24 protein-coding genes are annotated in these 24856 nt (G+C 48.8%); 5 read left to right on the top strand and 19 right to left on the bottom strand.

Going from position 1 to position 24856, the window contains the following annotated elements; genetic code table 11:
• Positions 1-3: 3 nt before the first annotated feature.
• The 3 genes from wecB to ACO1NT_RS11505 are packed head-to-tail and all read right to left on the bottom strand — an operon-like array spanning position 4 to position 3510.
• Complete coding sequence (gene wecB / locus ACO1NT_RS11515; protein ID WP_326326532.1) at positions 4-1125, bottom strand: non-hydrolyzing UDP-N-acetylglucosamine 2-epimerase; 1122 nt, start codon at positions 1123-1125, stop codon at positions 4-6.
• An 11-nt stretch (positions 1126-1136) separates the two neighbouring features.
• A complete protein-coding gene (locus ACO1NT_RS11510; RefSeq protein ID WP_449048774.1) occupies positions 1137-2033 on the bottom strand; it encodes a glycosyltransferase family 2 protein in 897 nt (298 codons plus the stop codon).
• A gap of 7 nt (positions 2034-2040) precedes the next feature.
• Positions 2041-3510, bottom strand: a complete 1470-nt coding sequence (locus ACO1NT_RS11505; protein ID WP_449048814.1) for a lipid II flippase MurJ — start codon at positions 3508-3510, stop codon at positions 2041-2043.
• A 267-nt stretch (positions 3511-3777) separates the two neighbouring features.
• Between ACO1NT_RS11505 and ACO1NT_RS11500 the strand changes: the two genes are divergently transcribed.
• On the top strand, positions 3778-4611 hold the full coding sequence (locus ACO1NT_RS11500; RefSeq protein ID WP_449048773.1) for a 2OG-Fe(II) oxygenase: 834 nt from the start codon (positions 3778-3780) through the stop codon (positions 4609-4611).
• A gap of 71 nt (positions 4612-4682) precedes the next feature.
• Positions 4683-6113, top strand: coding sequence for an NAD-dependent succinate-semialdehyde dehydrogenase (locus tag ACO1NT_RS11495; protein ID WP_449048772.1), 1431 nt, complete (start codon positions 4683-4685; stop codon positions 6111-6113).
• 448 nt (positions 6114-6561) lie between these two features.
• On the opposite strand, the gene hemJ is transcribed toward ACO1NT_RS11495, so the two are convergent.
• The 5 genes from hemJ to ACO1NT_RS11470 are packed head-to-tail and all read right to left on the bottom strand — an operon-like array spanning position 6562 to position 10350.
• Entirely contained in the window at positions 6562-7098 is a 537-nt protein-coding gene (gene hemJ, locus ACO1NT_RS11490; RefSeq protein WP_326326522.1) for a protoporphyrinogen oxidase HemJ, read from the bottom strand.
• Positions 7099-7121: 23 nt separating this feature from the next.
• Complete coding sequence (gene hemE / locus ACO1NT_RS11485) at positions 7122-8159, bottom strand: uroporphyrinogen decarboxylase (protein WP_449048771.1); 1038 nt, start codon at positions 8157-8159, stop codon at positions 7122-7124.
• 2 nt (positions 8160-8161) lie between these two features.
• A complete protein-coding gene (locus tag ACO1NT_RS11480; RefSeq protein ID WP_449048770.1) occupies positions 8162-8677 on the bottom strand; it encodes a hypothetical protein in 516 nt (171 codons plus the stop codon).
• Positions 8674-9390 carry a response regulator transcription factor gene (locus ACO1NT_RS11475; protein WP_449048769.1) on the bottom strand — a complete coding sequence of 239 codons (717 nt, stop codon included), beginning with the start codon at positions 9388-9390 and terminating at the stop codon, positions 8674-8676. The genes ACO1NT_RS11480 and ACO1NT_RS11475 overlap by 4 nt, the downstream gene beginning before the upstream one ends.
• 24 nt (positions 9391-9414) lie before the next feature.
• Positions 9415-10350, bottom strand: coding sequence for a sensor histidine kinase (locus ACO1NT_RS11470; protein WP_449048768.1), 936 nt, complete (start codon positions 10348-10350; stop codon positions 9415-9417).
• Between the two features lie 131 nt (positions 10351-10481).
• Between ACO1NT_RS11470 and ACO1NT_RS11465 the strand changes: the two genes are divergently transcribed.
• A complete protein-coding gene (locus ACO1NT_RS11465) occupies positions 10482-11183 on the top strand; it encodes a YjjG family noncanonical pyrimidine nucleotidase (protein WP_449048767.1) in 702 nt (233 codons plus the stop codon).
• Here ACO1NT_RS11465 and ACO1NT_RS11460 read toward each other — a convergent pair.
• Positions 11180-13669 (bottom strand): TonB-dependent receptor domain-containing protein, encoded by a 2490-nt coding sequence (locus tag ACO1NT_RS11460; protein ID WP_449048766.1) that lies wholly within the window; start codon positions 13667-13669, stop codon positions 11180-11182. The genes ACO1NT_RS11465 and ACO1NT_RS11460 overlap by 4 nt on opposite strands.
• Before the next feature lie 141 nt (positions 13670-13810).
• A complete protein-coding gene (locus ACO1NT_RS11455) occupies positions 13811-14092 on the bottom strand; it encodes an ATP-dependent Clp protease adaptor ClpS (RefSeq protein WP_449048765.1) in 282 nt (93 codons plus the stop codon).
• Between the two features lie 74 nt (positions 14093-14166).
• On the opposite strand from ACO1NT_RS11455, the gene ACO1NT_RS11450 reads away from it, so the two are divergent.
• The gene (locus tag ACO1NT_RS11450) at positions 14167-15213 is read left to right on the top strand and encodes a 3-oxoacyl-ACP synthase III family protein (protein ID WP_449048764.1); all 1047 of its coding nucleotides are present in this window, start codon (positions 14167-14169) and stop codon (positions 15211-15213) included.
• 9 nt (positions 15214-15222) lie between these two features.
• Here the strand turns inward: ACO1NT_RS11450 and ACO1NT_RS11445 are convergent, their stop codons facing one another.
• From ACO1NT_RS11445 to dapF, 9 genes are all read right to left on the bottom strand, one after another.
• Positions 15223-17163 (bottom strand): polysaccharide biosynthesis protein, encoded by a 1941-nt coding sequence (locus ACO1NT_RS11445; RefSeq protein ID WP_449048763.1) that lies wholly within the window; start codon positions 17161-17163, stop codon positions 15223-15225.
• Positions 17164-17467: 304 nt separating this feature from the next.
• The gene (gene atpG / locus ACO1NT_RS11440; protein WP_449048762.1) at positions 17468-18352 is read right to left on the bottom strand and encodes an ATP synthase F1 subunit gamma; all 885 of its coding nucleotides are present in this window, start codon (positions 18350-18352) and stop codon (positions 17468-17470) included.
• Between the two features lie 105 nt (positions 18353-18457).
• Complete coding sequence (gene atpA, locus ACO1NT_RS11435; protein WP_449048761.1) at positions 18458-20032, bottom strand: F0F1 ATP synthase subunit alpha; 1575 nt, start codon at positions 20030-20032, stop codon at positions 18458-18460.
• Between the two features lie 50 nt (positions 20033-20082).
• Complete coding sequence (gene atpH, locus ACO1NT_RS11430; protein ID WP_449048760.1) at positions 20083-20622, bottom strand: ATP synthase F1 subunit delta; 540 nt, start codon at positions 20620-20622, stop codon at positions 20083-20085.
• Between the two features lie 28 nt (positions 20623-20650).
• Positions 20651-21151 carry a F0F1 ATP synthase subunit B gene (locus ACO1NT_RS11425; protein WP_449048759.1) on the bottom strand — a complete coding sequence of 167 codons (501 nt, stop codon included), beginning with the start codon at positions 21149-21151 and terminating at the stop codon, positions 20651-20653.
• Positions 21152-21247: 96 nt separating this feature from the next.
• Positions 21248-21454, bottom strand: coding sequence for an ATP synthase F0 subunit C (gene atpE, locus ACO1NT_RS11420; RefSeq protein ID WP_449048758.1), 207 nt, complete (start codon positions 21452-21454; stop codon positions 21248-21250).
• 42 nt (positions 21455-21496) lie between these two features.
• Complete coding sequence (gene atpB / locus ACO1NT_RS11415; protein ID WP_449048757.1) at positions 21497-22579, bottom strand: F0F1 ATP synthase subunit A; 1083 nt, start codon at positions 22577-22579, stop codon at positions 21497-21499.
• Between the two features lie 14 nt (positions 22580-22593).
• Positions 22594-22983, bottom strand: coding sequence for a hypothetical protein (locus tag ACO1NT_RS11410; protein ID WP_449048756.1), 390 nt, complete (start codon positions 22981-22983; stop codon positions 22594-22596).
• Positions 22984-22986: 3 nt separating this feature from the next.
• Positions 22987-23775: a diaminopimelate epimerase gene (gene dapF, locus ACO1NT_RS11405; RefSeq protein ID WP_449048755.1), complete on the bottom strand. Its 789-nt coding sequence runs from the start codon at positions 23773-23775 to the stop codon at positions 22987-22989.
• A gap of 289 nt (positions 23776-24064) precedes the next feature.
• Here dapF and ACO1NT_RS11400 point away from each other — a divergent pair.
• Positions 24065-24856 (top strand): S1C family serine protease (locus ACO1NT_RS11400; protein ID WP_449048754.1); only part of this gene is annotated, 792 nt, incomplete at its 3' end.

Below are 24856 nucleotides of genomic sequence, written 5' to 3'. Positions count from 1 at the left end.
GGTCTAATGTTTTAGGTCCGCAATGATCCCCGCAATGCGGTCGGCACTTTGCCCATCCCCATATACCGACGATTTGGTGGCCATGCGCTGGTAAGCCACGTCGTCATCCAATAATGCCATGGCTTCATTGTAAATACGATCCTTGTCGGTTCCAACAAGTTTCATTGAGCCCGCACCGATAGCCTCGGGGCGCTCCGAAAAATCACGCATAACCAGTACCGGTTTTCCCAGTACAGCAGATTCCTCTTGAATGCCACCACTGTCCGAAATAATGAAATGAGCCTCCAACATGAGCCATATGAATGCAGGATAACCCAACGGGTCTATTAATTTAATATTATCGATATGAGCCAACCGCTCGTAGACAATTTTCCTGACCACCGGATTACGATGTACGGGAAATACGATCTCGGTATCGGGGTGGGCAGCTAACCGCACCAACGCATCACAGATATTGTACAACCCGGTTTCCTGGTTTTCGCGACGATGTGCCGTTACCAAAACACATTTCTTATTCCGATTAACCAATGCTTTCAAGGCGGCAATCTCATCATCTTCATAATGTTCCAGTGCCTTACTGGACCAATACAGGGCGTCGACAACCGTATTTCCGGTTACGAAAATCGACGTGGACGGAATACCCTCACTCAGCAAGTTGGCCTTCGCTCCTTCCGTTGGCGCAAAATGATAAGTAGCAAGCTTACCCGTTAGCTGGCGATTCATTTCCTCCGGAAACGGCGCATAACGTTGATACGTTCGGAGACCGGCCTCCACATGCCCTACAGGTATTTTCGCGTAATGCGATGCCAGTGACGCCGCCATTGATGTGCTCGTATCACCATGCACCAGCACCATATCAGGCCGGAATTCATGCAGCACACTTTCCATCCGCTTAATGATGTCGGCAGTAAGCCCAAAAAGGCTTTGGTTCTGTTGCATCAGGTTAAGGTCGAATTGAGGTTTCACGTCAAAAAATCCGAGTACTTGGTCGAGCATCTCACGATGCTGGGCGGTAACGCAAACCCCAACCTCGATAGCCGTCTGATATTTAGAAAGCGCCATTATCACCGGCGCCATTTTTATCGCTTCGGGCCGGGTACCGAATACCAATAGGATCCTTTTCATGCGTAGCTCAGTCACGATTTTACAAGTATACGAAATAGTTTAAGGTAATAACGGTCGCGGTGCCAGCATGCCCTTACCAGCGCCTGCGTAGCCAGTAGAACCTTTACCGATAGCGCTGTAGCGGCACCTTTGGTTTTTCGGAAAAATTTAAGCCGACTGGACTCGAAATACTTCGCCTTTACCAGACTCATCAGCGCCCTCGTTTGGTGCGAAGCCCCTTCGAGATGGACAATCTGGACCGCCGGCAACAACATGGAGAGATATCCCGCCTTTTTCATCCGATATGCAAACTCTGTTTCTTCAAAATAAAGGAAAAAATCAGCGTCAAATCCGCCCAACTTGTCGAATAATTCCCTCCTAACAAACATATCGGCTCCCGATACATAATCAACGGCCCGTTCCTGGTAGCTTTCATTTTTAACCCCTATCGAAAACTCCTCTTCAAACTTCCGTCGGAAAAACCGGTGAAGACCCATTTCGAAAATTATCCCCATAAGCGAAGGGAAATTGCCATATGAGGCTTGTTTTTCCATCTTTTCATCCAGCAGATCACCGCCACAACAGCCCACATGGGCATTATCCGGACGGTCCATAAACGGAACAAATCTATCGGCAGCATCGCACAACAGTAGCGTATCTGAGTTGAGAAAAAACAGGTATCTTCCGTGCGCCACCTTCGCGCCTTGATTATTCGCCGCTCCGAAACCTACATTTTTCGCATTGGCCACCAACGTTACACCCGGTACGCTCGCCAATTTCTCTGCCGAGTCATCCCCCGATGCATTGTCAATAACAATGACCTCATAAGGTTGCGTGTTGGTATGTTCGCGAATTGACGCGATACAGTGCAGTACCAAATCCGGCGTACGGAAATTGACAATGATAAAGGATACCGTTACGTCCGCCATGTCTCCCCTATTTTCTTGATCTGCTTTTTTGGATTAAACCCACCGCCTTTTGCCAATACTGCACCACAAACAGCCGCTCTTCCAGACGCAATATAAACAGCAAAGTCAACATACTGATCAAAATGATACTGCCGTTGGTAATAAATACCATGTAGTTACCTACGCTATGCGGAATAAGCCCCGTCAGCAAGTAGCTTCCCACCACTACCGTAGCCAGGTAAATGAGGTACTTCAACGTAACCGCAAAAAGGCTGCGCCGGTGCGGATAGGGAAAATAAACAAATAATGCCGCAGCGGAAACACTGTGCGCCACAATGAAGGTGAGCGGAAATGTGTATACGCCGAATGTCTGGTAATACAAAAAATTCAACCCGATCATAATCAGCTGGGCAAGCACCCCAAAAAAAGCATAAATTTTGCCCTTATTCGTTGCTAGCAGGGCCAATCCAAATATAATATAGAAAAAATTGACCAAGGCTGACCATGCATAATAAATAGCCAGGTCACTGATTTTCAGGATGGCCTCGAACGACATTTGTTCTTTATGATACAAGATTATCCCTATCAATTCTTCGGCCGAGGTGCATAGCAATGCAATCAGCGCTGTGACAATGAGAAAGCCGAATTGGTAAATTTGCTTAAAGTCGGCCAAAAAACCCACAGGGTCGCGCTTCGCAAAGCGGCTTGACAATACCGGCACCAGCATGGTAAGCAATACACTCGTCAGCACATTGATGGGTATATCCACAAATTTACGCGAATAATCAAGTATCGAGACCATCCCTTCACCCAATAGGTTTCCCAAGGACTTCTCTACCAAGAAATTGACCTGGATAAAGAAATAGGGAATAAAGAAGGGTAACGCATAAATAAGAAAAGGCTTGAAATCCCATAGTCTTATCTTGATACCCCCCGAGAAAATCGGCACTTTCCGCAAGTATACTTCGTAAGCCACCAGCGAAAGCATCAACAACAACCCAATATAATAGGAGACTGCCAATGCGTAGATACCGATATGGGGAGCCAACAGTACCATGCTCACCACATTGACCAATGCCGCCACGCAGTTGGAAATTTCCGGCACGAAAAAAGAATTATAGGCGTTGAGTATACTGATACCCAGTTGGCTGAACTGATCAAATAACAAAGAAGGGGCAACAACTAGCAACATCAATACCAATGCCGTGATCTGTTCCTGCCCATACGCAGGCGCCAGCACACGCGCAATCGGATATGGAAACGCAAATAAACAACTAATCAAGACCACGGTAACGCCCAGCGTGACCACCAATAAAGATCGGACGCGCTCAAGAACACGCTTTTCCCCTTGCTCTTCGCGAAGGATAATAAATTTAGCCCGGAAGGTTTCATTCATTGGGCCCCACACCGCCAAATTGACCACCACAATACAGTTCAGCGCAATCAGCCACATATCTCGATCTAAAGAAACACCAAAATACTTGGCAGCTAATGACAATCCGACTACAGAAAAGGCCAACTTGGTAAACCGGAGAATGAATAATATGACTGTTTTCCGTTTCAATTTTCTATTTCGGACATCGAATGTTCAGTTTGCAAAGAAACGCTAATTTTAGCGAATTTCATCGGCATGACCATTTCGATGGTCGTTGGGCGACCAAAAAGTTTGTTTTGAATCACAAACTTTTCTAAGTTTGAACATGAAAGCGCTAACATACCACCCTATTGGCATAGCCGGCGCCACACCTTGTTTAAATAACTACAAATGAAGCGTTATATCAATGAGCAATACTTGAATTTATCGACCGTTGCTGGCAACCATGCAGGCCAATACGCCCACGCATCCCCCTTTCCCAATATCTATTTCAAGGATTTCTTCAACCCCGATATGTTAGAAAAAGTACTGAAGGAATTCCCGGACTTGGCCCAGAAAGATGCTGTGAAATTTGACAATCCGAATGAAAAAAAGTTGGGAGGAAAAGGTGAACAGCCGTTTGGAGAGGAAACCAAGCAATTCATGCACTTCCTCAACTCGCAACCCTTCCTCGAATTCCTACAACAACTCACGGGTATCCACGAACCGTTAATCGGCGACCCCTATTTCGTCGGTGGTGGATTACATGAGATCAAACGGGGTGGGTTATTGAAAATCCACGCGGATTTCAACAAGCACCCCATATTGAAGTTAGACAGGCGCATCAACGCATTGGTGTACCTCAACAAAGACTGGAAAGAGGAATATGGCGGGCACTTCGAGCTTTGGGACAGGTCTATGACCCACTGTGAGAAGAAAATCCTCCCTGAGTTCAATACGCTGGCTATTTTTTCTACCACAACGTTCTCCTATCACGGCCACCCCAACCCCCTCGATTGCCCAGAAGACCGTAGCCGAAAATCCTTGGCGCTGTATTATTATTCCAACGGTCGCCCCAAGGAAGAGGTTGACGAAAGTTTAAGCCAACACAGCACGATTTTCAAGGCGCGGGAAGGGCATGCAGGGGACGAGCAGGTAAATAGCGGTATTCCCCGGCCGAATCCCCTGAAACAATTTGTCAAAGACTTGATTCCACCTATTTTCATAAAACTCTTGCGCCGGTAATGGTTTGAGAAACCGGAAAACCTTCGTAATGGATCGCTGTTGTTATAGTGAACTAGTGCTACCTTTTGGTTATGACATTGAAATCACTCCCGAACAATGCTTACGTCAACGGCAAATTCATCTCAGGCCGTAAAACCTTTGATGTCATTAACCCGGCCACGGGCGATATTATCGCGTCGGTTCCCGATCTTACTGTTACAGATTGCCGAAAAGCGGTCGATTATGCGCATGAGGCCTGGCTAGGCTGGCAAAATATAGATGCAACCCAACGCAGTCGGACCCTGCGGAAATGGTACGAACTGATTGTGGCGCATAGGCAGGATTTGGCGCGCACGATGACGAGGGAAAGTGGCAAGCCGCTTTCGGAGAGCCTTGCCGAGGTCGACTATGGCGCTTCATTCGTCGAATGGTTTGCCGAGGAGGCTAAACGGGCCTACGGTGAAACCATTCCGGCAACTAAAGCTGGCCAACGACTCATCACCATTCGCCAGCCCATAGGAGTCGTAGCAGCCATCACCCCCTGGAACTTCCCATTAGCCATGATCACGCGGAAAGTCGCACCCGCCTTAGCCAGCGGCTGTACCGTAGTTTTGCGTCCAGCTTCGCAAACACCGCTCACGGCATTGGCAGTAGCCAAACTAGCCCACAAGGCAGGTTTCCCTGCCGGCGTGTTGAATGTTGTGACCGGAAAGGATAGCAAAGGCATGGGTGAAGAATTGACAACCAACGAGCGTGTGCGGAAGGTGTCATTCACCGGTTCAACAGAGGTAGGCCGGGCACTTATGGCCAATGCCGCCGGCACCATTAAAAAGGTTTCGCTCGAACTGGGTGGAAATGCACCGTTCCTCGTATTTGACGATGCGGACATCGATGCCGCTGTGAAGGGGGCAATCACGGCCAAATTCCGCAACTCGGGTCAAACGTGTGTGGCCGTTAACCGATTCTACGTGCAGGATGGCGCCTTTGATGCATTTGCCAAAAAATTAACTGCGGCCGTTAGGAAACTAAAAACCGGTAACGGTCTCGATGAGGAAGTGGATGTAGGACCGCTCATCAGCAAAGACGGACTGGAGAAAGTTAAAGCACATGTGAAAGATGCCATCGACGGCGGAGCTGAGCTCCTTACTGGTGGTAAGGTAAAGAAAGGCCTATTCTATCAGCCTACGGTGCTGGCGGATGTAGTCTCATCTTCACTGATAGCCCATGAAGAGACGTTCGGCCCGGTGTGTGCGCTGTTTCGCTTCAAGACCGAAGCAGCGGGTGTCGCCAAGGCAAACGATACCGAATTCGGCTTGGCAGCTTATTTTTACAGTCGGGATGTAAACCGATGCTGGCGGATAGCCGAGCAGCTAGAATCGGGTATGGTAGGCATCAACACGGGATTGGTTTCCAATGCGGTTGCGCCATTTGGTGGGGTCAAGCAGTCCGGCATCGGCCGCGAAGGCTCTAAGCATGGGCTGGATGAATACACGGAAATCAAATACCTCTCTTTTAATGAGTAATCCGTATTAACTACCACGCTATGCTCATGAGCTATAAAGTTTTGCTCATTAGCACCAGCGTTCCGCTCATGAGCTATAAAGTTTTGCTCATGAGCTATAAAGTTTTGCTCATTAGCAACAAGGCTTCGCTCATGAGCTATAAAGTTTTGCTCATTAGCAATAAGGCTTCGCTCATGAGCTATAAAGTTTTGCTCATTAGCAATAAGGCTTTGCTCATGAGCTGAAAAGTTTTGCTCATTAGCAATAAGGCTTTGCTCATGAGCTGAAAAGTTTTGCTCATTAGCAATAAAGCTTTGCTTATGAGCGGAAAAGTTTTGCTCATTAGCAATAAGGCTTCGCTCATGAGCTGAAAAGTTTTGCTCATTAGCAATAAAGCTTTGCTTATGAGCGGAAAAGTTTTGCTCGTTAGCAACAGCGCTCCGCTCATGAGCCAAGCCGCTGCAATCTACTACCCCCGCTCCCTGATTTTCTTATAGAGCTTCACGGCAACCATCAGCATCACACCGAACAGCAGCAAGCCCACCACCCCGTAGATCCAGTTGATGGTGCTTTTGAGCACCACCACAAAAACAATGGCAAACAGCAGCACCGTAGCCAGTTCGTTCCATAAGCGCAGCCGTGTGGAAGTCCACGTATTCACTTCGGTACGCAGGTTGAACATCACGCGCTGGCATACGAAGTGGTACCCCACCAAGCCGAGCACGAAGGTCAGCTTCACGTGCATCCACCCGGCCTGTAAAAGTGCCGGGTTAACATAGAGCATCACGAGTCCCGCCCCTACCGTGAGGTACATGGCAGGTGTGGTAATGATCCACCATAGCTTGCGCTCCATCACCACAAACTGCCGGTGCAGCACCTCATATTCCGTCGCCGGCTTCTGCTTTGCCTCCGTATGGTAGATAAACAGCCGCACCATATAAAACAGCCCGGCCATCCAGCAGATAACGAAGATGATGTGTATGGCTTTCGCGTAGAGATACAGCATGGAACCAACGTAAAGGGTAAAATCTAATACCTAAACTCTTTCACCACCTCAAACGCGTATTTTACGTTATCGAATGGGATGTCGGGCATGATACCATGCCCTAAGTTAAAGATAAACCCATCCTGTCCGCGCATACGCTCAAACAGCTGCAAGATTTTCTCCTTGATTACCTTTTTATCGGCATACAATACAAACGGGTCCAGGTTACCCTGCACCGCCACGCCTTGGGGGAGATTATCTTTGATGTTACGGAGATCCGCATTCCAATCCACGGAAACCACGTCAGGGCCAGCTTCCGCCATCAGCGGCGCAAACACCGAGCTCCCCTTACAGAAAGAAATGACGGGAATATCCTTCCGGTGTAACTTAGAAACGATTTGGGCATTATATGCATGGGCAAACACCTGGTAATCACTCCACGAAAGTGCTTGTGCCCAGCTATCAAACAACTGCACCGCGTTCACCCCGGCAGCGATCTGCATATTGAGGTACGCGACCGTCAAATCGGCTATTTTCTGTAAAATGAGATGCGCCAGTTCGGGTTCGTTATTAAGCAGCAGCTTGGTGCGCTTAAAATCGCGCGATGAACCGCCCTCTACCAGGTAACTCAACACCGTAAACGGTGCGCCGACAAACCCGATGAGGGGAATGCGGCCCTGCAAGCGCTGCTGGATAACCCCGATAGCATCACCAACGTATTGCAATTTGTCCAGCACATCGGTACGCAACGCTTCCGCATCCGCCTGCGTGCGGACCGGGTTGGCAAAGCGGGGGCCCACGCCCTGTTCAAAGCTTAACTGCCCGCCCATAGCCTCACCCGTCACGAGGATATCTGAAAACAAAATGGCGGCATCCACCCCCAGCAAATCCACCGGCAATAGGGTTACATCGGCCGCTATTTCGGGCGTCTTGCACATCTCCAGGAAAGAATACCTGTTTTTGATCGCCCAATATTCTTTCATAAACCGGCCTGCTTGCCGCATCATCCAAACCGGTGGCCGCTCAGTGGGCTGCGAGAAAGCCGCCCGGATGAGCAAATCGTTCTGTAAATTGTTTGTCACGCTTATTCTTTTGGTATTTCGTTTTCGATTTTATTGATGATCTGTGCTACGCGGGAGGTCACTTCCAGCTTACGCGCCAGCTCGACATACGCCCGTACCCGCTCGTAGTCTTTTTTCCGTAGATTGATATTGGCCAGGTGGACCAAGATAATGGCTTTGTCGTTCGGGCGGCGGAATGGCAACCGTGAAGCGATCTGGAAATGCCGCTCGGCGGCATCGTAATCCTCCGCTTTCAAGGCTATATTACCGCTCATAAACTCGTAATAGTTGCGCCGCCCTTTACGTAGGTACTCGGGCTTCCTGATGTCTGCCAACAGCCGTTGTGTTTTTTCGTAATCTTTTTTCTGGAACGCTTGGGTGGCAATGAAGACCGTACCTTCCCTGTAATGGCTCCAGATCAGGTAACCCATGGCCCCGGCCACCATCGCGGCAACTTGGTATGCTTCGGTGTAGATTGCCCAAGCCAGCACAAAAAAAGCAAGTACCAATACGATGGCACGTGCTCGGGAAGTCATCATGATGCTTGTTGATTGTCGGTAAATTTATAACCTACCCCACGGATAGAATGGAAGTATATCGGGTGTTTCTGGTCGGGCTCGAAGTACTTCCGAAAGGTTAGGATAAAATTATCGATTGTGCGCGTAGACGGGTATACATCATAGTTCCAAACGGTTTCCAGTATCTGCTCGCGCGATACCGCCTCATTGCGCCGCTCGATAAGCAGCTTGAGCAACATCGTTTCTTTTTTGGTGAGCGAGGTCACCGTACCGTCCGCGTGGTGTAACTCGAACGAATTGAAGTAGATGGTTTTGTCGCCAATCTGATACGAATTGAGCTCTTTGAGGTCATCTCCCTTCATCCCGCGACGCACCAAAATCCCTACGCGCAGAATCAACTCTTCCAAGTTGAACGGCTTCACGAGGTAATCATCCGCTCCCTTTTTGAGCCCAGTGATACGATCCTCGCTGCTATTTTTCGCCGTAAGGAACATGATGGGCACTTCGGTATTTTGCAACCGTATGGTTTCAGCCACTTGGAAACCATCGATCTCAGGAATCATCACATCCAATATCACCAAGTTGAACCGCTCTTCCTTGAATATCTTCAATGCCTTTTTTCCATCGGTGGCCGTAGACACGCGGTAACCTTCCAATTCGAGGTTGAGCTTGATGGCGTCCAACAAGTGCTCCTCATCTTCTACCAATAGAATGCGTTGCTTAGTTTGTTGCATAATGATTATTAAACTTAGATAAAGTTACTTTACCGCTTTACCGTCGGTGAGCTCGTAAGCTCGGTTTTCCGCTGCCGCTAAAAAAACAGCATTCGTTAACGGAAACATGACTTCAAAAATACTGCCCGACGGCGTATTATCTTTTACTGAAATATGTGCGCGGTGACGCTCAAGCACCGTTTTCACGATATATAGCCCCAATCCCGTTCCTTTGGTCTTTCGGGTATCTTCACTCCCTACACGATAAAACTTGTTGAAAATCAATTTTTTTTCATTGTCTGCAATCCCCATGCCGTGGTCTGCCACACTGAATATGACATTGCCGTTATCCTGGGCAAGCTTTATCGATACGTGTGCGCACGGAGGGGAGTATTTCACGGCATTCTCGATCAGGTTAGTCACCACATTCGTGATGGCAAATCGGTCTCCCTCGATTTGCAAGCCGGATTCGAGCTCCGTTTTGATTACCTGCGTCGTGCACGAATGGATCTGCAAACGGCCCGCCACATTCTTTACGAGTTCACTGAGGTCGATATTTTCCTTAGGGAAGTTGTAGCGCAAGTTCTCGAGTTTTGTGGCAATCAGCACATTACCCACCAAATCATCCAGCCGCTCGATATCCTTTAGCGAGTTAGACAGGAACTGGTTACGCTGTTCGTCACTCAGGCTGCGCTTAAGAATGGTCTGGATGGCCAGTTTGATGGAAGCCAAGGGAGATTTGAGTTCGTGGGTCACCGCCAAAAGAAAGTTCTGCTGCTGTTGCTGTATCTTATGCTCACGCACGAATGCCTTTTTCAACTTGAGCGCCCCTACCACAAAAATCAGCATAAAAAATATGCCCTCGCCGATGATCATCACCTTCCGGTCGGGTTGGGCCTCGATAAGCAATACCCCCCACCATACCAACTGCGCCGTGGCGTAAAAAACAAGGAAATAAAACAATACCAAAGGTTTCCGCATAGCAAACTCCTGAAAAGCAACTACAAAAGTATCGATTTACATCGGTTAGTTACAAACTGCAGGTTACATTATGACAATATTAGGAAACTCCCCTCCCGGGGGTGACCAGGTATAATAGCTATCTTTGCCTCATGCAATACGCGGGCAAAACCGACATCTTCTTTGATTTGGACCACACCATTTGGGATTTCGAAAAGAATGCTTCGGAGACCCTAATGGAGCTGTTCGACACTTATCGGTTCCACAGCTTGGGCATTGAGTCTGCCACGGTGTTCATCGATACGTATAACCGCAACAACCACCGCCTGTGGGCGTTATACCATCATGGTAAAATTACCAAGGCAGCGCTCCGTGTGGCACGGTTTGCCGATACTTTTCGCGAATTCGGCGTCGATCCGAAATGGTTTCCGCCAGCTTTTGAGGAAGACTATCTCCGGTTATGCCCGCAGAAAACCAATCTCTTCCCGCACGCGCATGAAACGCTTGCCTATCTGCAGCAGAAATACACATTGCACCTTATCTCCAATGGATTCGGCGACGCCTCTGAGACCAAGATCACCACGTGCGACCTGAAAAAATACTTTAATACGGTTGTGATATCGGAAGTGGTAGGCTTCCATAAGCCACATCCTCAGATATTCCATCATGCGGTCGACAACGCCGACACCACCATCGCAAATAGCGTGATGATTGGCGATAGTTTGGATGCCGACATAAGGGGCGCCCAAAATGTGGGTATGGATGCCATTTATTTCAATCCCAACAATGTGGAGGTACCTTCGGACGTCAAGCAAAGTATCAATACGCTGTCGGCGCTCAAACAGCTGTTTTAGTACTGCTGCTCGCCTTCTCCCCCGCCAAAGTCTTGCATGCCTTCGTTTCGCCGCTTGCGGTCCTCCCGTTTGAGGCTTTGGTCGCCGAACCGATAGCTGAATGATAGTGTGAAGGTGCGCCGCATCCACCGGTGCTCGAAGTACCGATACACACCATTGCTCGTGGTAAACCCACCGAACCTACGTTGGTTCAGGAGGTCGCGAGCATTAAACATGATACTCCCCTTGCGGTTTAGCACATCCAGTTTGAGCGCCGCATCAATAACGTAGTTTTCGATCATCTTTCCCTGGGCCATGATACGGGGAGCCCGGTAGTCAAACCTGGCCTGCAATGAAAATATGGGGGTGAACCGATAGTTCGTCATCACATTCCCATTCCAGCTGAAACCTTCAGAACCGTCGATATCGAACTCCTCACTCCCCTGGAAACGGGTGTGGTAAGCATTCACATTGGCCATAACGTCCCACTTTTTGGAGAGATCTATCCGTGAGATAAGTTCCAGCCCGGTCGATTCATTCCGGCTGATGTTCTGCCACTGCATAAGGGTAACGCCGGTATTTTCATCCACTTCGCGGATAATCGGCTGCGTTACATCGTTAACGATGCGATGGTATACGGAGGAAGTAACCAACAGTGATGGCCACGTCTTCGTATAGCCCAATTCGAATGAATGGATATCTTCGGGCAACAGGTTTGGATTCCCTTGCCGGTGGTTCAGGTTGTCAGATACATCGATAAAAGGATTGACCTGCCATCCGCGCGGCCTGCTTACGCGACGTGTATAACTAAGCTGCACCTGGTTCTTGTTCCCGAATTCCTGCGTCAAAAACACACTGGGATACAAGCGGAAATAATCCAACCGGCCACTCGTCGTACGTTCATCATCGGACAAACCCGGTGTGAGCAAACCAAGTTCCGTATCGAGATAGGCCTGCTCAGCGCGGACGCCTACCTGATAGCCCAATTTATCTGTCAGTTTATTCTGGTAATTGGCATATAATGCGTGTACGCTACTCGTCATGTCAAAATCGTTGCTCACCGAATAATCCGGCCGCAGGCCGTCGGTAGAGTCTACTTGCGAATATTGGTGCTCCAAACTACTGCGTACGGTAGTTTGGTAACCTGCCTCGAATTTATGGTTGTCGCCAAACGGGCGTACATAATCCAGCTGTACGTTGATATTGCGGCCATCTTCCTCGGTGTCATTGATGCGCATACGCTCATACATTTCCTCAGGTGGCGTGGTATAGTCCTGATTAAACCTATTTACACCTTCTTCACCGTCATACCCATATGAGAAGTTGGCTAGCAACTCTTCCCCTTCACGCTGGAAGTCGTGCTTCACATCCAGCGCAATTTCATAGCCTAAATCGTCTTCATCCTGACGGGAGTACCTACTACTATTACCCGATAGTTGTGGGTGGTTAAGATATTGGTAAAATAAGTCCTCGTCGCGATTGTTTCCACGCAGGCTCAGGTTACCCGCCACGCCGATAAGGGTCTTCTCGCCAAGGTAATAATCCACACCCAATTGCACGCTGTGGTTGAGACCCAGCCGGGCACTTTCGCTCACATTATTGGTTTGACTGCTATTGCTCAATATCTCGGTGTTATTCACCCCCCCACCCATCATGTTCCGGCGGTTGAATGTATAGCCACCGTAATAGTTGAAGTTCCGATTACGGAAGTTGAGATTAAGGCCAGCCATGTAATTATTATAGGAACCCCCGGAAGCATTCACCGAGCCGTTGAATCCCAGGTAGGTGTTTTTTTTCAATACGATATTGATAATACCCGATTGCCCTTCCGCATCGTATTTCGAAGATGGGTTTGTCACCACCTCGATCCGCTCCACTGCATCTGCCGGCAATGCTTGCAGAAATTGGGACACATCACTGCCAGCCAACGCCGATTCGCGTCCGTTGATCAGGATGCGGACGCTACTGGAGCCACGCAGACTCACCGTACCATCCATATCCACTTGCAAGGAAGGGACATTAGATAAGAGATCGGTGGCTGTTCCGCCGACACTCAGGGTGCTTTGGGCAACATTGAATATCTTACGGTCAATACCCAGCTCCATGGCCGGTGGCGTACCTTCCACAACGACTTCCTCAAGCACCTCCCCCGAAGCCTGCAGCAGGATATTGCCTAAATCGACGTGTTTGCCTGATGCTACCGTTATCTGCTCTTTCAGGTAATTATCATAGCCCACGTACGAGACCCTAAGGGCATAGACACCTGGATCGACATCGTTAAACACGACTTTCCCATCATCAACGGTTTGCATCCCAGCGACATACGATTTACCGGTTTGCGTAAGCAACGCGGCACTAGCAAACCCAACCGGCTCCTTAGACCCCGCATCAATCACCATGGCCGATATGCTACCGGATGTCTGTTGCGCAAACAATGCAACGGGCCATGCGAGAACCAGTAATAAGCCAATGTATTTAATTCCCCTTATCCTCCGTGAAGCGTTCATCCGTTTGTTTTCTAACATAAAATAGTACCTGAATATCGGCCGCAAAGATTGTGCTTTTATTGCAATCTGTTATCGATGGTAACCGCTTTATTACAGCTGGGGGGCTGCATCGCTTACATTGTTACCTTAAGACGCCGGTTGTTACTCCACGCTTACCGTGAGGCCTTCTGATTTAAGTATTTTCCGATAAACTTCCACTTCGGTATAACTGCCTTCCAGCACCGCGCATTTGCCTTCGTTGTGGACCTTCCACGCGATGTCCTCGGCCTCGGTTTCCGTATACTGGAGATGCTTTACCAGGCAATTGATCACGTGATCAAACGTGTTGGTTTCGTCATTCCATAGAATTAGGCGGCGACCGGGGGTAACAGCGGCCAATATCTGATCTAGTGTAAAGGTTTCTTCCTGCGTTTCGACCGTCATATAGGCAAAGTTACGTCTTTTTGTAAAATTTCCGTACAATTGTATCAAAGAAACCCGGTTTTAGATAGCGCCATATGCATCAATCAAAAATAGCAGGTATCGGCATGTATGTTCCGAACCATGTTTATACCAACTCCGATTTGACACGTTTCATGGAAACGAGTGACGAATGGATTAGGGAGCGGACAGGCATACAGGAGCGCCGTTTCGCCGACCGATACGGCGAAACGACGACCACCATGGCCGTCGAAGCCGCCAAGGCAGCGATGGAACGGGCTGGCACAACCCCCCAGGATATCGATTTCATTGTCTTTGCCACGTTGAGCCCCGACTATTATTTCCCCGGTTGCGGGGTCTTGCTGCAACGAGAAATGGGTATGCGCGAAGTCGGGGCGCTGGATGTCCGCAACCAGTGTTCGGGATTTGTATACGCATTATCCGTGGCCGATCAATTCATCAAAACAGGCATGTACAAGAACATCCTGGTTGTGGGTAGCGAAAAACATTCATTCGCCATGGATTTCGAGACCCGAAGCCGCAATGTATCCGTTATCTTTGGTGATGGTGCCGGAGCCGTGGTGCTCCAGCCTACCGAAGAAAGGGATAGTGGCATCCTCAGTACCCATCTCCACAGCGACGGCTCAGACGCAGAGCTTCTGGCGATGTACTATCCTGGCGCTCATGCCAACAAATGGCTGGACCATCCAGCACCATTCCCCGACCAAGAATTGGGCGGACTTTTTCTTACGGCAGAGCAGTTGGAAAGTGGCGCCGCCCTACCCTACATGGATGGACCGGCGGTATTCAAGAAGGCAATAGTCAAATTCCCGGAAGTGATCAAAGAAGCATTGGCTACCAACGGCCTTTCTGAAAAGGCCATCGATTTACTGGTACCCCACCAAGCCAACTTGCGGATTAGCCAATATGTGCAGAAATTATTGGGATTGTCGGATGACCAGGTTTTCAATAACATTCAAAAATACGGGAATACCACGGCGGCGTCGATACCCATTGCTCTTTGTGAGGCATGGGAGGCCGGTAAAATAGAACCCGGCGACCTCGTTTGCCTAGCCGCCTTTGGTTCGGGATTTACTTGGGCAAGTGCACTGATCAGGTGGTGAATACCGAGCTTAGCCCACTGAATCTAACGCTTCGAAAGGTGAATTCTTACTGACAAACTCCGGAACGATTTCTTTCATCTTCCTGACGACACCACTGCTGTTCTTCCGTTCGTTCAATGCAACAAGTTCATAAATGATACGCTTCGCATATTCATAGTCGACCGGGTTAACCCGGGCAATATGTATCTTGTCGTGATGGGTAGGCAATACCTTTTCACCATCGTTCAGGAGTTCTTCATAGAGCTTCTCACCACTCCGCAAGCCGGTGTAAATGATTTCGACATCTTTCTCGGGTTTCAAACCGGCGAGCTGAATCATTTTCCGCGCCAGATCGACGATCTTAACCGGCTTGCCCATGTCAAAGACGTAGATTTCACCACCTTTACCCATGGTACCGGCCTCCAATACTAGCTGTACAGCTTCGGGTATCGTCATGAAATATCGTGTAATCTCGGGATGGGTCACCGTCAGCGGCCCCCCTTTTTCTATCTGCGCCCGGAAACGGGGAATAACGGACCCATTCGATCCGAGAACATTCCCAAAACGGGTGGTTATAAAACGGGTTCCCTTCACCGTCGAACTCCGACCGTGGGCCGAATCAACAAATTGCAGCGATTGCTGTCCATCCAGGCTTTGGGTATAAATCTCGGCAATGCGTTTCGAAGCCCCCATTACGTTGGTAGGGTTCACCGCTTTATCCGTGGATATCATCACGAACTTCTTCACGCCAAAGAGGATCGACAGATCAGCGATGTTCTTCGTACCACCGATATTGGTGCTTACCGCTTCCCCCGGATTCCGCTCCATCATCGGCACATGTTTATACGCTGCGGCATGGTAGACCAATTCCGGTCGGTAATCATTGAAAATCTGATGCATCCGCTCTAAATTACGGATATCAGCAATCGCCACCACCACGTTGCTGCTCGGAAACTTTTCCTCGATTTCCAATTGGATCTCATGCATGGGCGATTCCGCTTGATCGCAAAGCACAAGCACCTGGGGTTCGTAGCGCAACACCTGGCGGACAATTTCGGAGCCAATGGAACCGGCAGCGCCCGTAATCAAGATACGCTTGCCGCAAAGGTCGTCACATATCTTGTCATTGTTGATTTTAATAGGTGCCCGTTGCAATAAGTCTTCGATGCGAAGATTCTTGATTTGTTGCAATCGCAGTCTCCCCGATACCCATTCCGAAGCGGGAGGGACGGTTAGCACCTTAATCCCAAGCCGCAAACAGCGTTCTACGATGACTTTCTTATCCCGGCCGCCCAAATGGTCTTTCACAAAAATCATCTGATCGATCGCATACCGATCTTTCAGCGCGGAAAGGTCCTTCACATGGTAAACCCGCTTCCGTTCAATATAACTATTCAGTTTACTGCGGTTGGTATCTATGAAACCGATGATGATGAACTTCGATTCCGTACTGTTCTCCAGGGCCTGCTTGGCCATGACCGCATTTTGGTCAGCCCCATAAATCAACACCCGCACGGTATCTACATCCTGCGCTTTCCGCATCAGCATAAAATAGATGTTCTTCACCGTAATCCGCAGCATAATGAGCAACGAGGTTGCGATAAAAAAATTGATGAGCATCACCAAGCCCAGCTGCGTATCATGAATACCCAAAAGTGGACCGAGGATTAAATAAACAACCATGAGATAGGCCACCGAAGTGAACAGCATCGCCGAAAATATCTTCAACATATCCCGCGTATCCGAATACCGAATCAAACCCGTGTGTATGCGCATCAGGAAAAAGACCGGCAAAGCAATGCTGCTATACATTGCCGTATAGATAAAGAAGTGTCCCCGTACAATCTCTTGGAAATTAAATTGCTTGGCTATAAAGTAGGATAACGAAAACGACCAGGTTAATATCAGTAAATCCAGGAGTAATATTGCCCAGCGGGGCACAGTCTTGAAGCGAAGTATTAGTTCTTTCATGTAAGCCGGATAATGTAGCCTCCTCCTCTTGGCAGGAAATAACCAAGGTCGCCCCACACTTGCTACAATAAATATAGATAAATGATCAAAAAAATCTTTGATCTCCCACGCACGTTGCGATTCCAATGACTCAATAACCTTGCCAAAGAGCGGTATCACATGCTACGTGAAGAACAACACAAATATAGCGGATTTGTTTTCGCAAATATATACCCAATAATAGGTATTTTGCATGTATAGACAGCGTGAACAAAAAAAGGACATCGAATGTCCTTTTTAATAAGCAATTTGTATCGGTAGATACCTAACCGTTAGATAGCGCAGCGGCACCACTCACAATCTCCGTGAGTTCGGTCGTAATTGCCGCTTGGCGTGCTTGGTTATAAGAGAGTTTCAGCGACTTGAGTAATTCGCCAGCATTATCAGTGGCCTTATCCATAGCGGTCATCCGTGCTCCATGCTCAGAGGCATGCGAATCCAGCACCGCCTTATACAACTGTACCCGGATGGCTTTAGGAATCAACTCCTCTACAATCTTCTCTTTCGAGGGTTCAATGATATAATCCACTTCCGTTTCCGCTGTAGTGGAAATTTCCTTTGTTGGCAACAGCGGCAGCAATTGTTCGGTCGTCAAGAGCTGAACAGCGGCATTCTTGAAACGGTTGTATACCAATTCCACGCGGTCGTATTCACCACCAGCGAAACCTTCCATGATTACTTCGGCAATCTTCGACGTATGCTCGAAATTAAGATCGAGGAACAGATCATTGTGATTACCCACCACCTGATAGCTACGTCTCATGTAATAATCTTGTGCGCGCTTCCCGATAGCAATTACGCTCACGTTCCCGGCATGCAACTGCTCGCTGTACCGTTGGGCTATGAGTTGGTTGGCGGCTTTTATCACGTTGGTATTGAAGGCTCCGGCCAAACCGCGGTTGGAAGCAATAACGACGACCAACACCTTATTGGGCTTACGGTCTATCGTGTAGGGAGATGCACCACTTTCCACGCTAGCGGATACATTAGCTAAAATGTCTCTGAGCTTCTCAGCGTATGGACGTAATTGTACAATAGCATTCGTCGCCCGTTTGAGCTTAGCCGCCGAAACCATCTTCATCGCCTTCGTAATCTGCTGCGTAGACGTGACCGATGTAATCCGGTTCCTTACTTCTTTTAAGTTTGCCATTTTTTAGACACTAGACACTAGACATCAGACATTAGACGCTAGACAGCAGACCATACTTCCGCGAAATGTCTGTTGTCTCATGTCTAGTGTCTTTCGTCTCAATTATTAATACTTGTCTGCCAATTCTTTCGCAACCTTTTCCAATACACCCGTCAGTTCATCGTTGTATTTCCCTTCCTTTAAGGCTTTCAACACTTCCGGATGGCGTTGTTCAAGCTGTTGCAGGTACTCCGCTTCAAATTCCTTCACCTTATCCACAGGCACATTGCGGAATAGTCCCCGTACACCGGCATAAATAATCGCCACCTGCTTTTCTACGGGAACAGGAGCGAATTGGCCTTGTTTCAGTATCTCCACGTTGCGCACGCCTTTGTCGAGCACCGCTTTGGTAGCGGCATCAAGATCGGAACCGAATTTGGAGAACGCTTCCAACTCACGGTATTGCGCTTGGTCGAGCTTCAACGTACCGGCTACCTTCTTCATCGATTTGATTTGGGCATTACCACCTACCCGCGATACCGAGATACCCACGTTGATAGCAGGGCGCACACCCGCATTGAATAGGTTTGACTCCAAGAATATCTGGCCGTCTGTAATGGAGATCACGTTGGTCGGGATATATGCGGATACGTCGCCGGCCTGGGTCTCGATGATCGGCAACGCGGTCAACGAGCCTCCACCTTTGACAAGCCCCTTAATCGAGTCGGGTAGGTCGTTCATGTTTTGCGCAATGGCATCCGAGCTATTGATTTTCGCCGCACGCTCCAACAGGCGGCTGTGCAGATAGAATACGTCACCCGGATACGCCTCACGTCCCGGCGGACGGCGCAGTAGCAGCGACACTTCGCGATAGGCTACCGCTTGCTTGGACAAATCGTCGTAGATAATCAACGCGGGACGACCTGTGTCGCGGAAAAACTCACCGATGGCAGCACCCGCCATAGGCGCATAAAACTGCATCGGTGCAGGATCCGCAGCGGATGCGGCCACGACAACAGTATACGGCATTGCGCCACTCTCTTCCAACGTACGGACGATATTGGCAACCGTTGAGTTTTTTTGTCCTACCGCCACATATATACAGAATACCGGCTCGCCAGCGTCATAAAATTCCTTTTGATTGATAATGGTATCGATACATACCGCAGTCTTACCCGTTTGGCGGTCGCCAATCACCAATTCCCGCTGGCCACGGCCAATCGGGATCATTGCATCGATTGCTTTGATACCGGTTTGCAATGGCTCATTTACCGGCTGCCGATAGATAACACCCGGTGCCTTGCGCTCGATAGGCATTTCATACGTATCGCCCACGATAGGGCCTTTGCCATCGATAGGCTCACCCAATGTATTCACCACACGCCCCAACATACCCTCGCCTACCTTGATAGAGGCAATCCGGCGGGTACGCCTGATGGTATCGCCTTCCTTGATCTCATCGGATTTCCCAAGCAATACCACACCCACGTTATCTTCCTCGAGATTCAATACAATGCCTTGCAATCCGTTGTCAAATTCTACCAATTCGCCTGACTGGACTTTCGTTAAGCCGTATATCCGTGCAATACCGTCGCCGATCTGCAATACGGTACCGACTTCTTCAAGCTCGGCTTCTGATTTAAAGCTCGACAATTGTTCTCTCAAAATTGCCGACACTTCATCGGGTCTTACCTCTATCATCTTATTTGTATTAGGGGTTTCTTTATTATTTTGCTTTTTGCTGTATGCCGCTATGCTATTTCAAAATGGCGCCTCAATTTGTTCAGCTTGCCGCTGATGCTTGCATCAATCTGCTGGTCGCCCACCTTGACCACAAACCCACCAATCAATGATGGGTCCACGGTGTTCCGCAGTAGGACCTCGGCGTTAATCTCACTGGCGATCACCTTTTGCAATCCATCCAGGTTCTTCGCAGAAAGCTTGGCTGCCGACACCACCGTCGCATGTACGATACCTTTTACTTCGTTGTATTCGCTGATGAACTCGCGCGCCGTTGCGTACAGGATACCCGCACGCCCCTTACGAACCATAATATGGAAAAAAGCGACGATGGAAGGATGGATTTTCCCACCAAACAACGCATCGAGGATATTACGCTTCTTATCCTGCTTCATGATGGGGTTCTTCAGCACAGCTTGCAGTTCACTGTTGGCACGTAGCGTGTCTATAAACTGCTCCATATCTTTCTTAACCACCTCCAGGGTGCCCTGTTCCTGGGCTAGGTCAATGAGCGACTTGGCATATCGCGACGCAACTTTAAACTCAGACATATCGTTATTGCTCTTTGCCTCGGATGAGTTAATTCAACTTTACGTCCTTCAACAGGTCGGCCACCAATGCCTCCTGCCGTTGTTCGTTTTCAAACTCTTTTTGGAGTACCTTACGGGCAATATCCAAGGACAGTGTTGACACTTGGTTCTTCACTTCCGCCAATGCCTGTTTCTTCTGGTCGTCGATTTCCTTCCGCGCCTGATCGATAAGCTTGGCACCTTCCGCCTGTGCAAGCACCTTTGCGTCGGCTACCAGTTGATCTTTCAACTCCTTTGCTTCCTTTAGGATGACATCGCGTTCCGCACGCGCATCCTTAAGCAGTTGCTCGTTTTCATTGGTGAGGCGGGCCATCTCTTCTTTCGCCTTTTCAGCGGATGCCAATGCACTTTCTATCGATTGCTCACGTTCACCGATGGCTTCCATGATGGGTTTCCATGCGAACTTCTTCAATAGAAACAACAGCAGGAAGAACGCTACCAAGGTCCAAAAAACCAATCCTATACTAGGATTACCAATATCAAAATTCATATACGATGTTAAATTTGATTCCGTTTAAATGAAGGCCGGACATTGGACCAACCGTCGGTTGCCCGGCCCTCTATTCAGTAACCTCTTTGTAAGATCTTACAATCCCATCAAAGAAACCACGACTGCAAACAGGGCCACACCTTCAATAAGGGCCGCTGCAATGATCATCGCAGTCTGAATTTTTGAAGCAGCTTCGGGCTGACGTGCAATACCTTCCATGGCTTTGCCACCAACCTGTCCGATACCGAGTCCGGCACCGATAACTGCTAACCCGGCACCGATTGCCGCAATTGAACCTACCATAACAAATTGAATTTAATGTATATTATATATAGTGTAAACACGTTAATGATGCTCTTCTACGGCCATGCCGATAAACAGGGCCGTGAGCAACGTAAATATAAATGCTTGCAAAACACCGACGAGCAGCTCCAGAACGTTCATGAACAACACAAAGGCTAATGAAACCGGCGCGATGGCCAACGATTTGAAAACGAAAATCAATGAAACCAAGCTCAGGATAACGATGTGGCCGGCGGTGATGTTCGCAAACAGACGGATCATCAGTGCAAACGGCTTCGAGATGACGCCAACCAGTTCGACGGGAATCATGATGGGATAAAGCCACCAAGGCACGTCGGGCGCCAAAATGTGTTTCCAATAGTACCTATTGCCATTGATGTTGACGACAATCAATACGATGAATGCCAACACGAATGTCACAGCAATATTGCCGGTCACGTTGGCCGCCCCCGGGAAAATGGGAATCAACCCCAACAGGTTATTAATCCAAATGAAAAAGAAAATCGTTAGCAGGAGCGGCATAAACCGTGCATAACGATGCCCGATGTTGGGCCGCGCGATGTCATCACGCACAAAAAGGATAATCGGTTCAATGAACGATTGGAAGCCTTTGGGCGCTTTCCCTTGCCGTTTTTTATAGGCACGGGCTACGGAAGAGAAAATCAGCACCAATAAAAACATCGACAAGAAGATGGCCGCCACGTTCTTGGTAATGGAAAAGTCCCATACCTTTTTCGATGCCGCTTCATCCACGGCCCCATCCGCACCCACTACCTGTATTTTCTTTTTATCCACTAACCGGTAGGTATAGTGCTTCCCTTGGTAATCGTGCTCACCGTGGTGAAACCGGGAAGACAGGAAAAACTCAAACCCCTTATCGGTGTAAAGAATTACCGGAAGCGGAAGTGAATAATGACCCACAATGTGCCAGTCATGGGCATCGGCGATATGCTCCATAATCACTTCGGTGGGCTTAAATTCTTCTTCGCCGTGGGCCTCGTGGCTTACCGAAGCAACGGCTGTGGTGGTGGAATCGGCAGTTTGTGCAACGGAAAAGGTTGTAAAAACGGCGAAAATCGCAATGAAGCTGATTTTTTTTGAGTCGAAAAAGTGCCTAAAATCCATCTATTCCCAATTTTTTACGTCTGATTTTGGTCGCGCAAGTTACGTAACAAACAGCTAACTTCAAAGGTTGTGAACAAGAAATATAATGAAAAAAAATTCAATGCCGTAAGCATCTTATTTTCAGGGTATTTTATTATCAATACGGCTACGGCCACCAAACAGGCCAACAGCTTCAGAAAAAGCCCCCCGATAAGACTGAGAATAGACAGTTCCCCTCCTTTTCGGATACCAAGATCGCTCAATATGTAGGCAACCAACGTCGTAGCGAACACCACGACAAAAAGCAACCAGAAATGGGGGCTCAAAACCGGGGTATCTGTGAAGATGGCGGGCAATACAGCGGCTATCCCCGCGATGACAAGTGAGAATCCGTGGAAATAGAGGACGAAACGTAACAATGTCATAGGCTACACCGTTATCTCCCCTTTAAATACATATTTGGCGGGGCCCTCTAGGAATACATCGGTGAAACGCGCCCCGTCTTTTTGGAAGCGTATGGTAAGATTGCCGCCAGCCACCCGGATCGGGATGGTCAGCGTACCGTTCTTTCCCTCGTGCGCCGCCATGGCAATAGCTACCGCCGTGGCTCCCGTACCACAGGCCAGCGTTTCATCCTCCACCCCACGTTCGTAGGTCCGTACAAAATATCCTGCTCCCTCCGCTTCCACGAAATTCACGTTAATACCCTCCGCTTGGTAACGCTCGCTGTTACGCACGCGGCGCCCCTCGGCAATCACCGGAAAGTTTGCCAACCCCTCTACTGTTGCCACGTAGTGGGGCGAACCGGTATCAAGCACATAAGCATCCGCATCACGGTCGATCGCGTCGACGTCGATCATTTGAAGACTTACATAGTCCCGGCGGCCGTCAATTTCGGCATGGTGTTGTCCATCCACTGCCAAAAAGTCGGTTGCTTTGTCAATTATCGCCTGGTCTTTCGCAAATGCGACGATACAACGCCCACCATTCCCACACATGCTTCCCTCCCTGCCGTCGGCGTTGAAATACACCATTTCAAAATCATATCCATCCACATTCTGCAATAGCATCAATCCATCGGCACCAATGCCGAATCGCCGGTCGCACAACCGGCGAACCAAATCGATATCATCCCTGTCAAACAACAGGTTACGGTTATCGATGACAATAAAATCATTGCCTGCTCCTTGATACTTGTAAAACGTGTATGTTGCCATATATTTCCGTTAACCGGTCAAAGGTAGGTATATCCATTCAATAATTCATCACGGGCTGTCAGGTATCCTTCGGAATCCGCTTTAACATTATTTAACAGAAAAGTAGGCCGTTCCATTTGCTTTCGCATGACAAATGGTATTACCTTTGACTATCTGTTTTGCAGAAGCAAGATTTTTCGACTTATAACGATTTAGGAACTATCATGGAACCCGCCGTGTGAGCGACTTTGCAATGAAAGGCGATGTAAATGCAGGTTTCATGAGGCAGATTAAAAAACAAATTACGCAGATGAAAAAATTAGGATTAACATTGTTAACCGCACTGGTAGGAGGTTTGATTGCTGTGGGCGGTTATAAACTGTTTGAAAGCAAACAGGAAAGCAAGATGTCATTTGAGGAACGGCAACAATTGCATTACGCCAGCAACCCAGTGCCAAACGTGGTTTCTTCGACAGGAAACCCCGACTTTACCCAGGCAGCGGCCATGGTTGCACCGGCCGTTGTTCACATCACCACCACCTACCCCGGCCGTAGTAGAAGTTCGGGTGCCGTACCGATGGATTTATTCGAAGAGTTTTTCGGTATGCCACGCCAGCGGCAACAACAGCAACGACCGGTACAGGCCACAGGGTCGGGCGTCATCATCTCTCAAGATGGTTACATCGTTACCAACAACCACGTCGTGGAAGACGCGAATAAAATAGAGGTGCAATTGACCGACAAACGTATTGTTGAAGCCAAAATCATCGGCCGTGACCCCAACACCGATTTAGCCTTGATAAAGATCAATGAAGAGGGGCTTCCTTTCGTCAAATTTGGCGACTCGGATAAAGTCCGCATCGGCGAATGGGTCTTGGCCGTTGGTTACCCCCTGGGGTTGGAATCCACGGTAACCGCCGGGATCGTCAGCGCAACCGGCCGCTCAACGGGGATCATCGCCCGCGAACTGCAGCAACGGCAGTACCAACAGCGTGGGGGCTACCCGCAATCGGATGATGAACCCATCGTCAACACAGCTGTGGAATCGTTTATACAGACAGACGCCGTTATCAATAAAGGGAACAGCGGTGGGCCGTTGGTC

The sequence above is a fragment of the Parapedobacter sp. genome, assembly GCF_053550995.1.
Note: the sequence above shows the minus strand (reverse complement) of the source record. Positions and strands in the feature narration are given on the sequence as shown.

Bases quoted from the DNA above. Each gene is read 5' to 3' on its own strand.
- wecB (WP_326326532.1), bottom strand. From the start codon at position 1,125: ATGAAAAGGATCCTATTGGTATTCGGTACCCGGCCCGAAGCGATAAAA.
- ACO1NT_RS11510 (WP_449048774.1), bottom strand. From the start codon at position 2,033: ATGGCGGACGTAACGGTATCCTTTATCATTGTCAATTTCCGTACGCCG.
- ACO1NT_RS11500 (WP_449048773.1), top strand. From the start codon at position 3,778: ATGAAGCGTTATATCAATGAGCAATACTTGAATTTATCGACCGTTGCT.
- ACO1NT_RS11495 (WP_449048772.1), top strand. From the start codon at position 4,683: ATGACATTGAAATCACTCCCGAACAATGCTTACGTCAACGGCAAATTC.
- hemJ (WP_326326522.1), bottom strand. From the start codon at position 7,098: ATGCTGTATCTCTACGCGAAAGCCATACACATCATCTTCGTTATCTGC.
- ACO1NT_RS11480 (WP_449048770.1), bottom strand. From the start codon at position 8,677: ATGATGACTTCCCGAGCACGTGCCATCGTATTGGTACTTGCTTTTTTT.
- ACO1NT_RS11475 (WP_449048769.1), bottom strand. From the start codon at position 9,390: ATGCAACAAACTAAGCAACGCATTCTATTGGTAGAAGATGAGGAGCAC.
- ACO1NT_RS11470 (WP_449048768.1), bottom strand. From the start codon at position 10,350: ATGCGGAAACCTTTGGTATTGTTTTATTTCCTTGTTTTTTACGCCACG.
- ACO1NT_RS11465 (WP_449048767.1), top strand. From the start codon at position 10,482: ATGCAATACGCGGGCAAAACCGACATCTTCTTTGATTTGGACCACACC.
- ACO1NT_RS11460 (WP_449048766.1), bottom strand. From the start codon at position 13,669: ATGAACGCTTCACGGAGGATAAGGGGAATTAAATACATTGGCTTATTA.
- ACO1NT_RS11455 (WP_449048765.1), bottom strand. From the start codon at position 14,092: ATGACGGTCGAAACGCAGGAAGAAACCTTTACACTAGATCAGATATTG.
- ACO1NT_RS11450 (WP_449048764.1), top strand. From the start codon at position 14,167: ATGCATCAATCAAAAATAGCAGGTATCGGCATGTATGTTCCGAACCAT.
- ACO1NT_RS11445 (WP_449048763.1), bottom strand. From the start codon at position 17,163: ATGAAAGAACTAATACTTCGCTTCAAGACTGTGCCCCGCTGGGCAATA.
- atpG (WP_449048762.1), bottom strand. From the start codon at position 18,352: ATGGCAAACTTAAAAGAAGTAAGGAACCGGATTACATCGGTCACGTCT.
- atpA (WP_449048761.1), bottom strand. From the start codon at position 20,032: ATGATAGAGGTAAGACCCGATGAAGTGTCGGCAATTTTGAGAGAACAA.
- atpH (WP_449048760.1), bottom strand. From the start codon at position 20,622: ATGTCTGAGTTTAAAGTTGCGTCGCGATATGCCAAGTCGCTCATTGAC.
- ACO1NT_RS11425 (WP_449048759.1), bottom strand. From the start codon at position 21,151: ATGAATTTTGATATTGGTAATCCTAGTATAGGATTGGTTTTTTGGACC.
- atpE (WP_449048758.1), bottom strand. From the start codon at position 21,454: ATGGTAGGTTCAATTGCGGCAATCGGTGCCGGGTTAGCAGTTATCGGT.
- atpB (WP_449048757.1), bottom strand. From the start codon at position 22,579: ATGGATTTTAGGCACTTTTTCGACTCAAAAAAAATCAGCTTCATTGCG.
- ACO1NT_RS11410 (WP_449048756.1), bottom strand. From the start codon at position 22,983: ATGACATTGTTACGTTTCGTCCTCTATTTCCACGGATTCTCACTTGTC.
- dapF (WP_449048755.1), bottom strand. From the start codon at position 23,775: ATGGCAACATACACGTTTTACAAGTATCAAGGAGCAGGCAATGATTTT.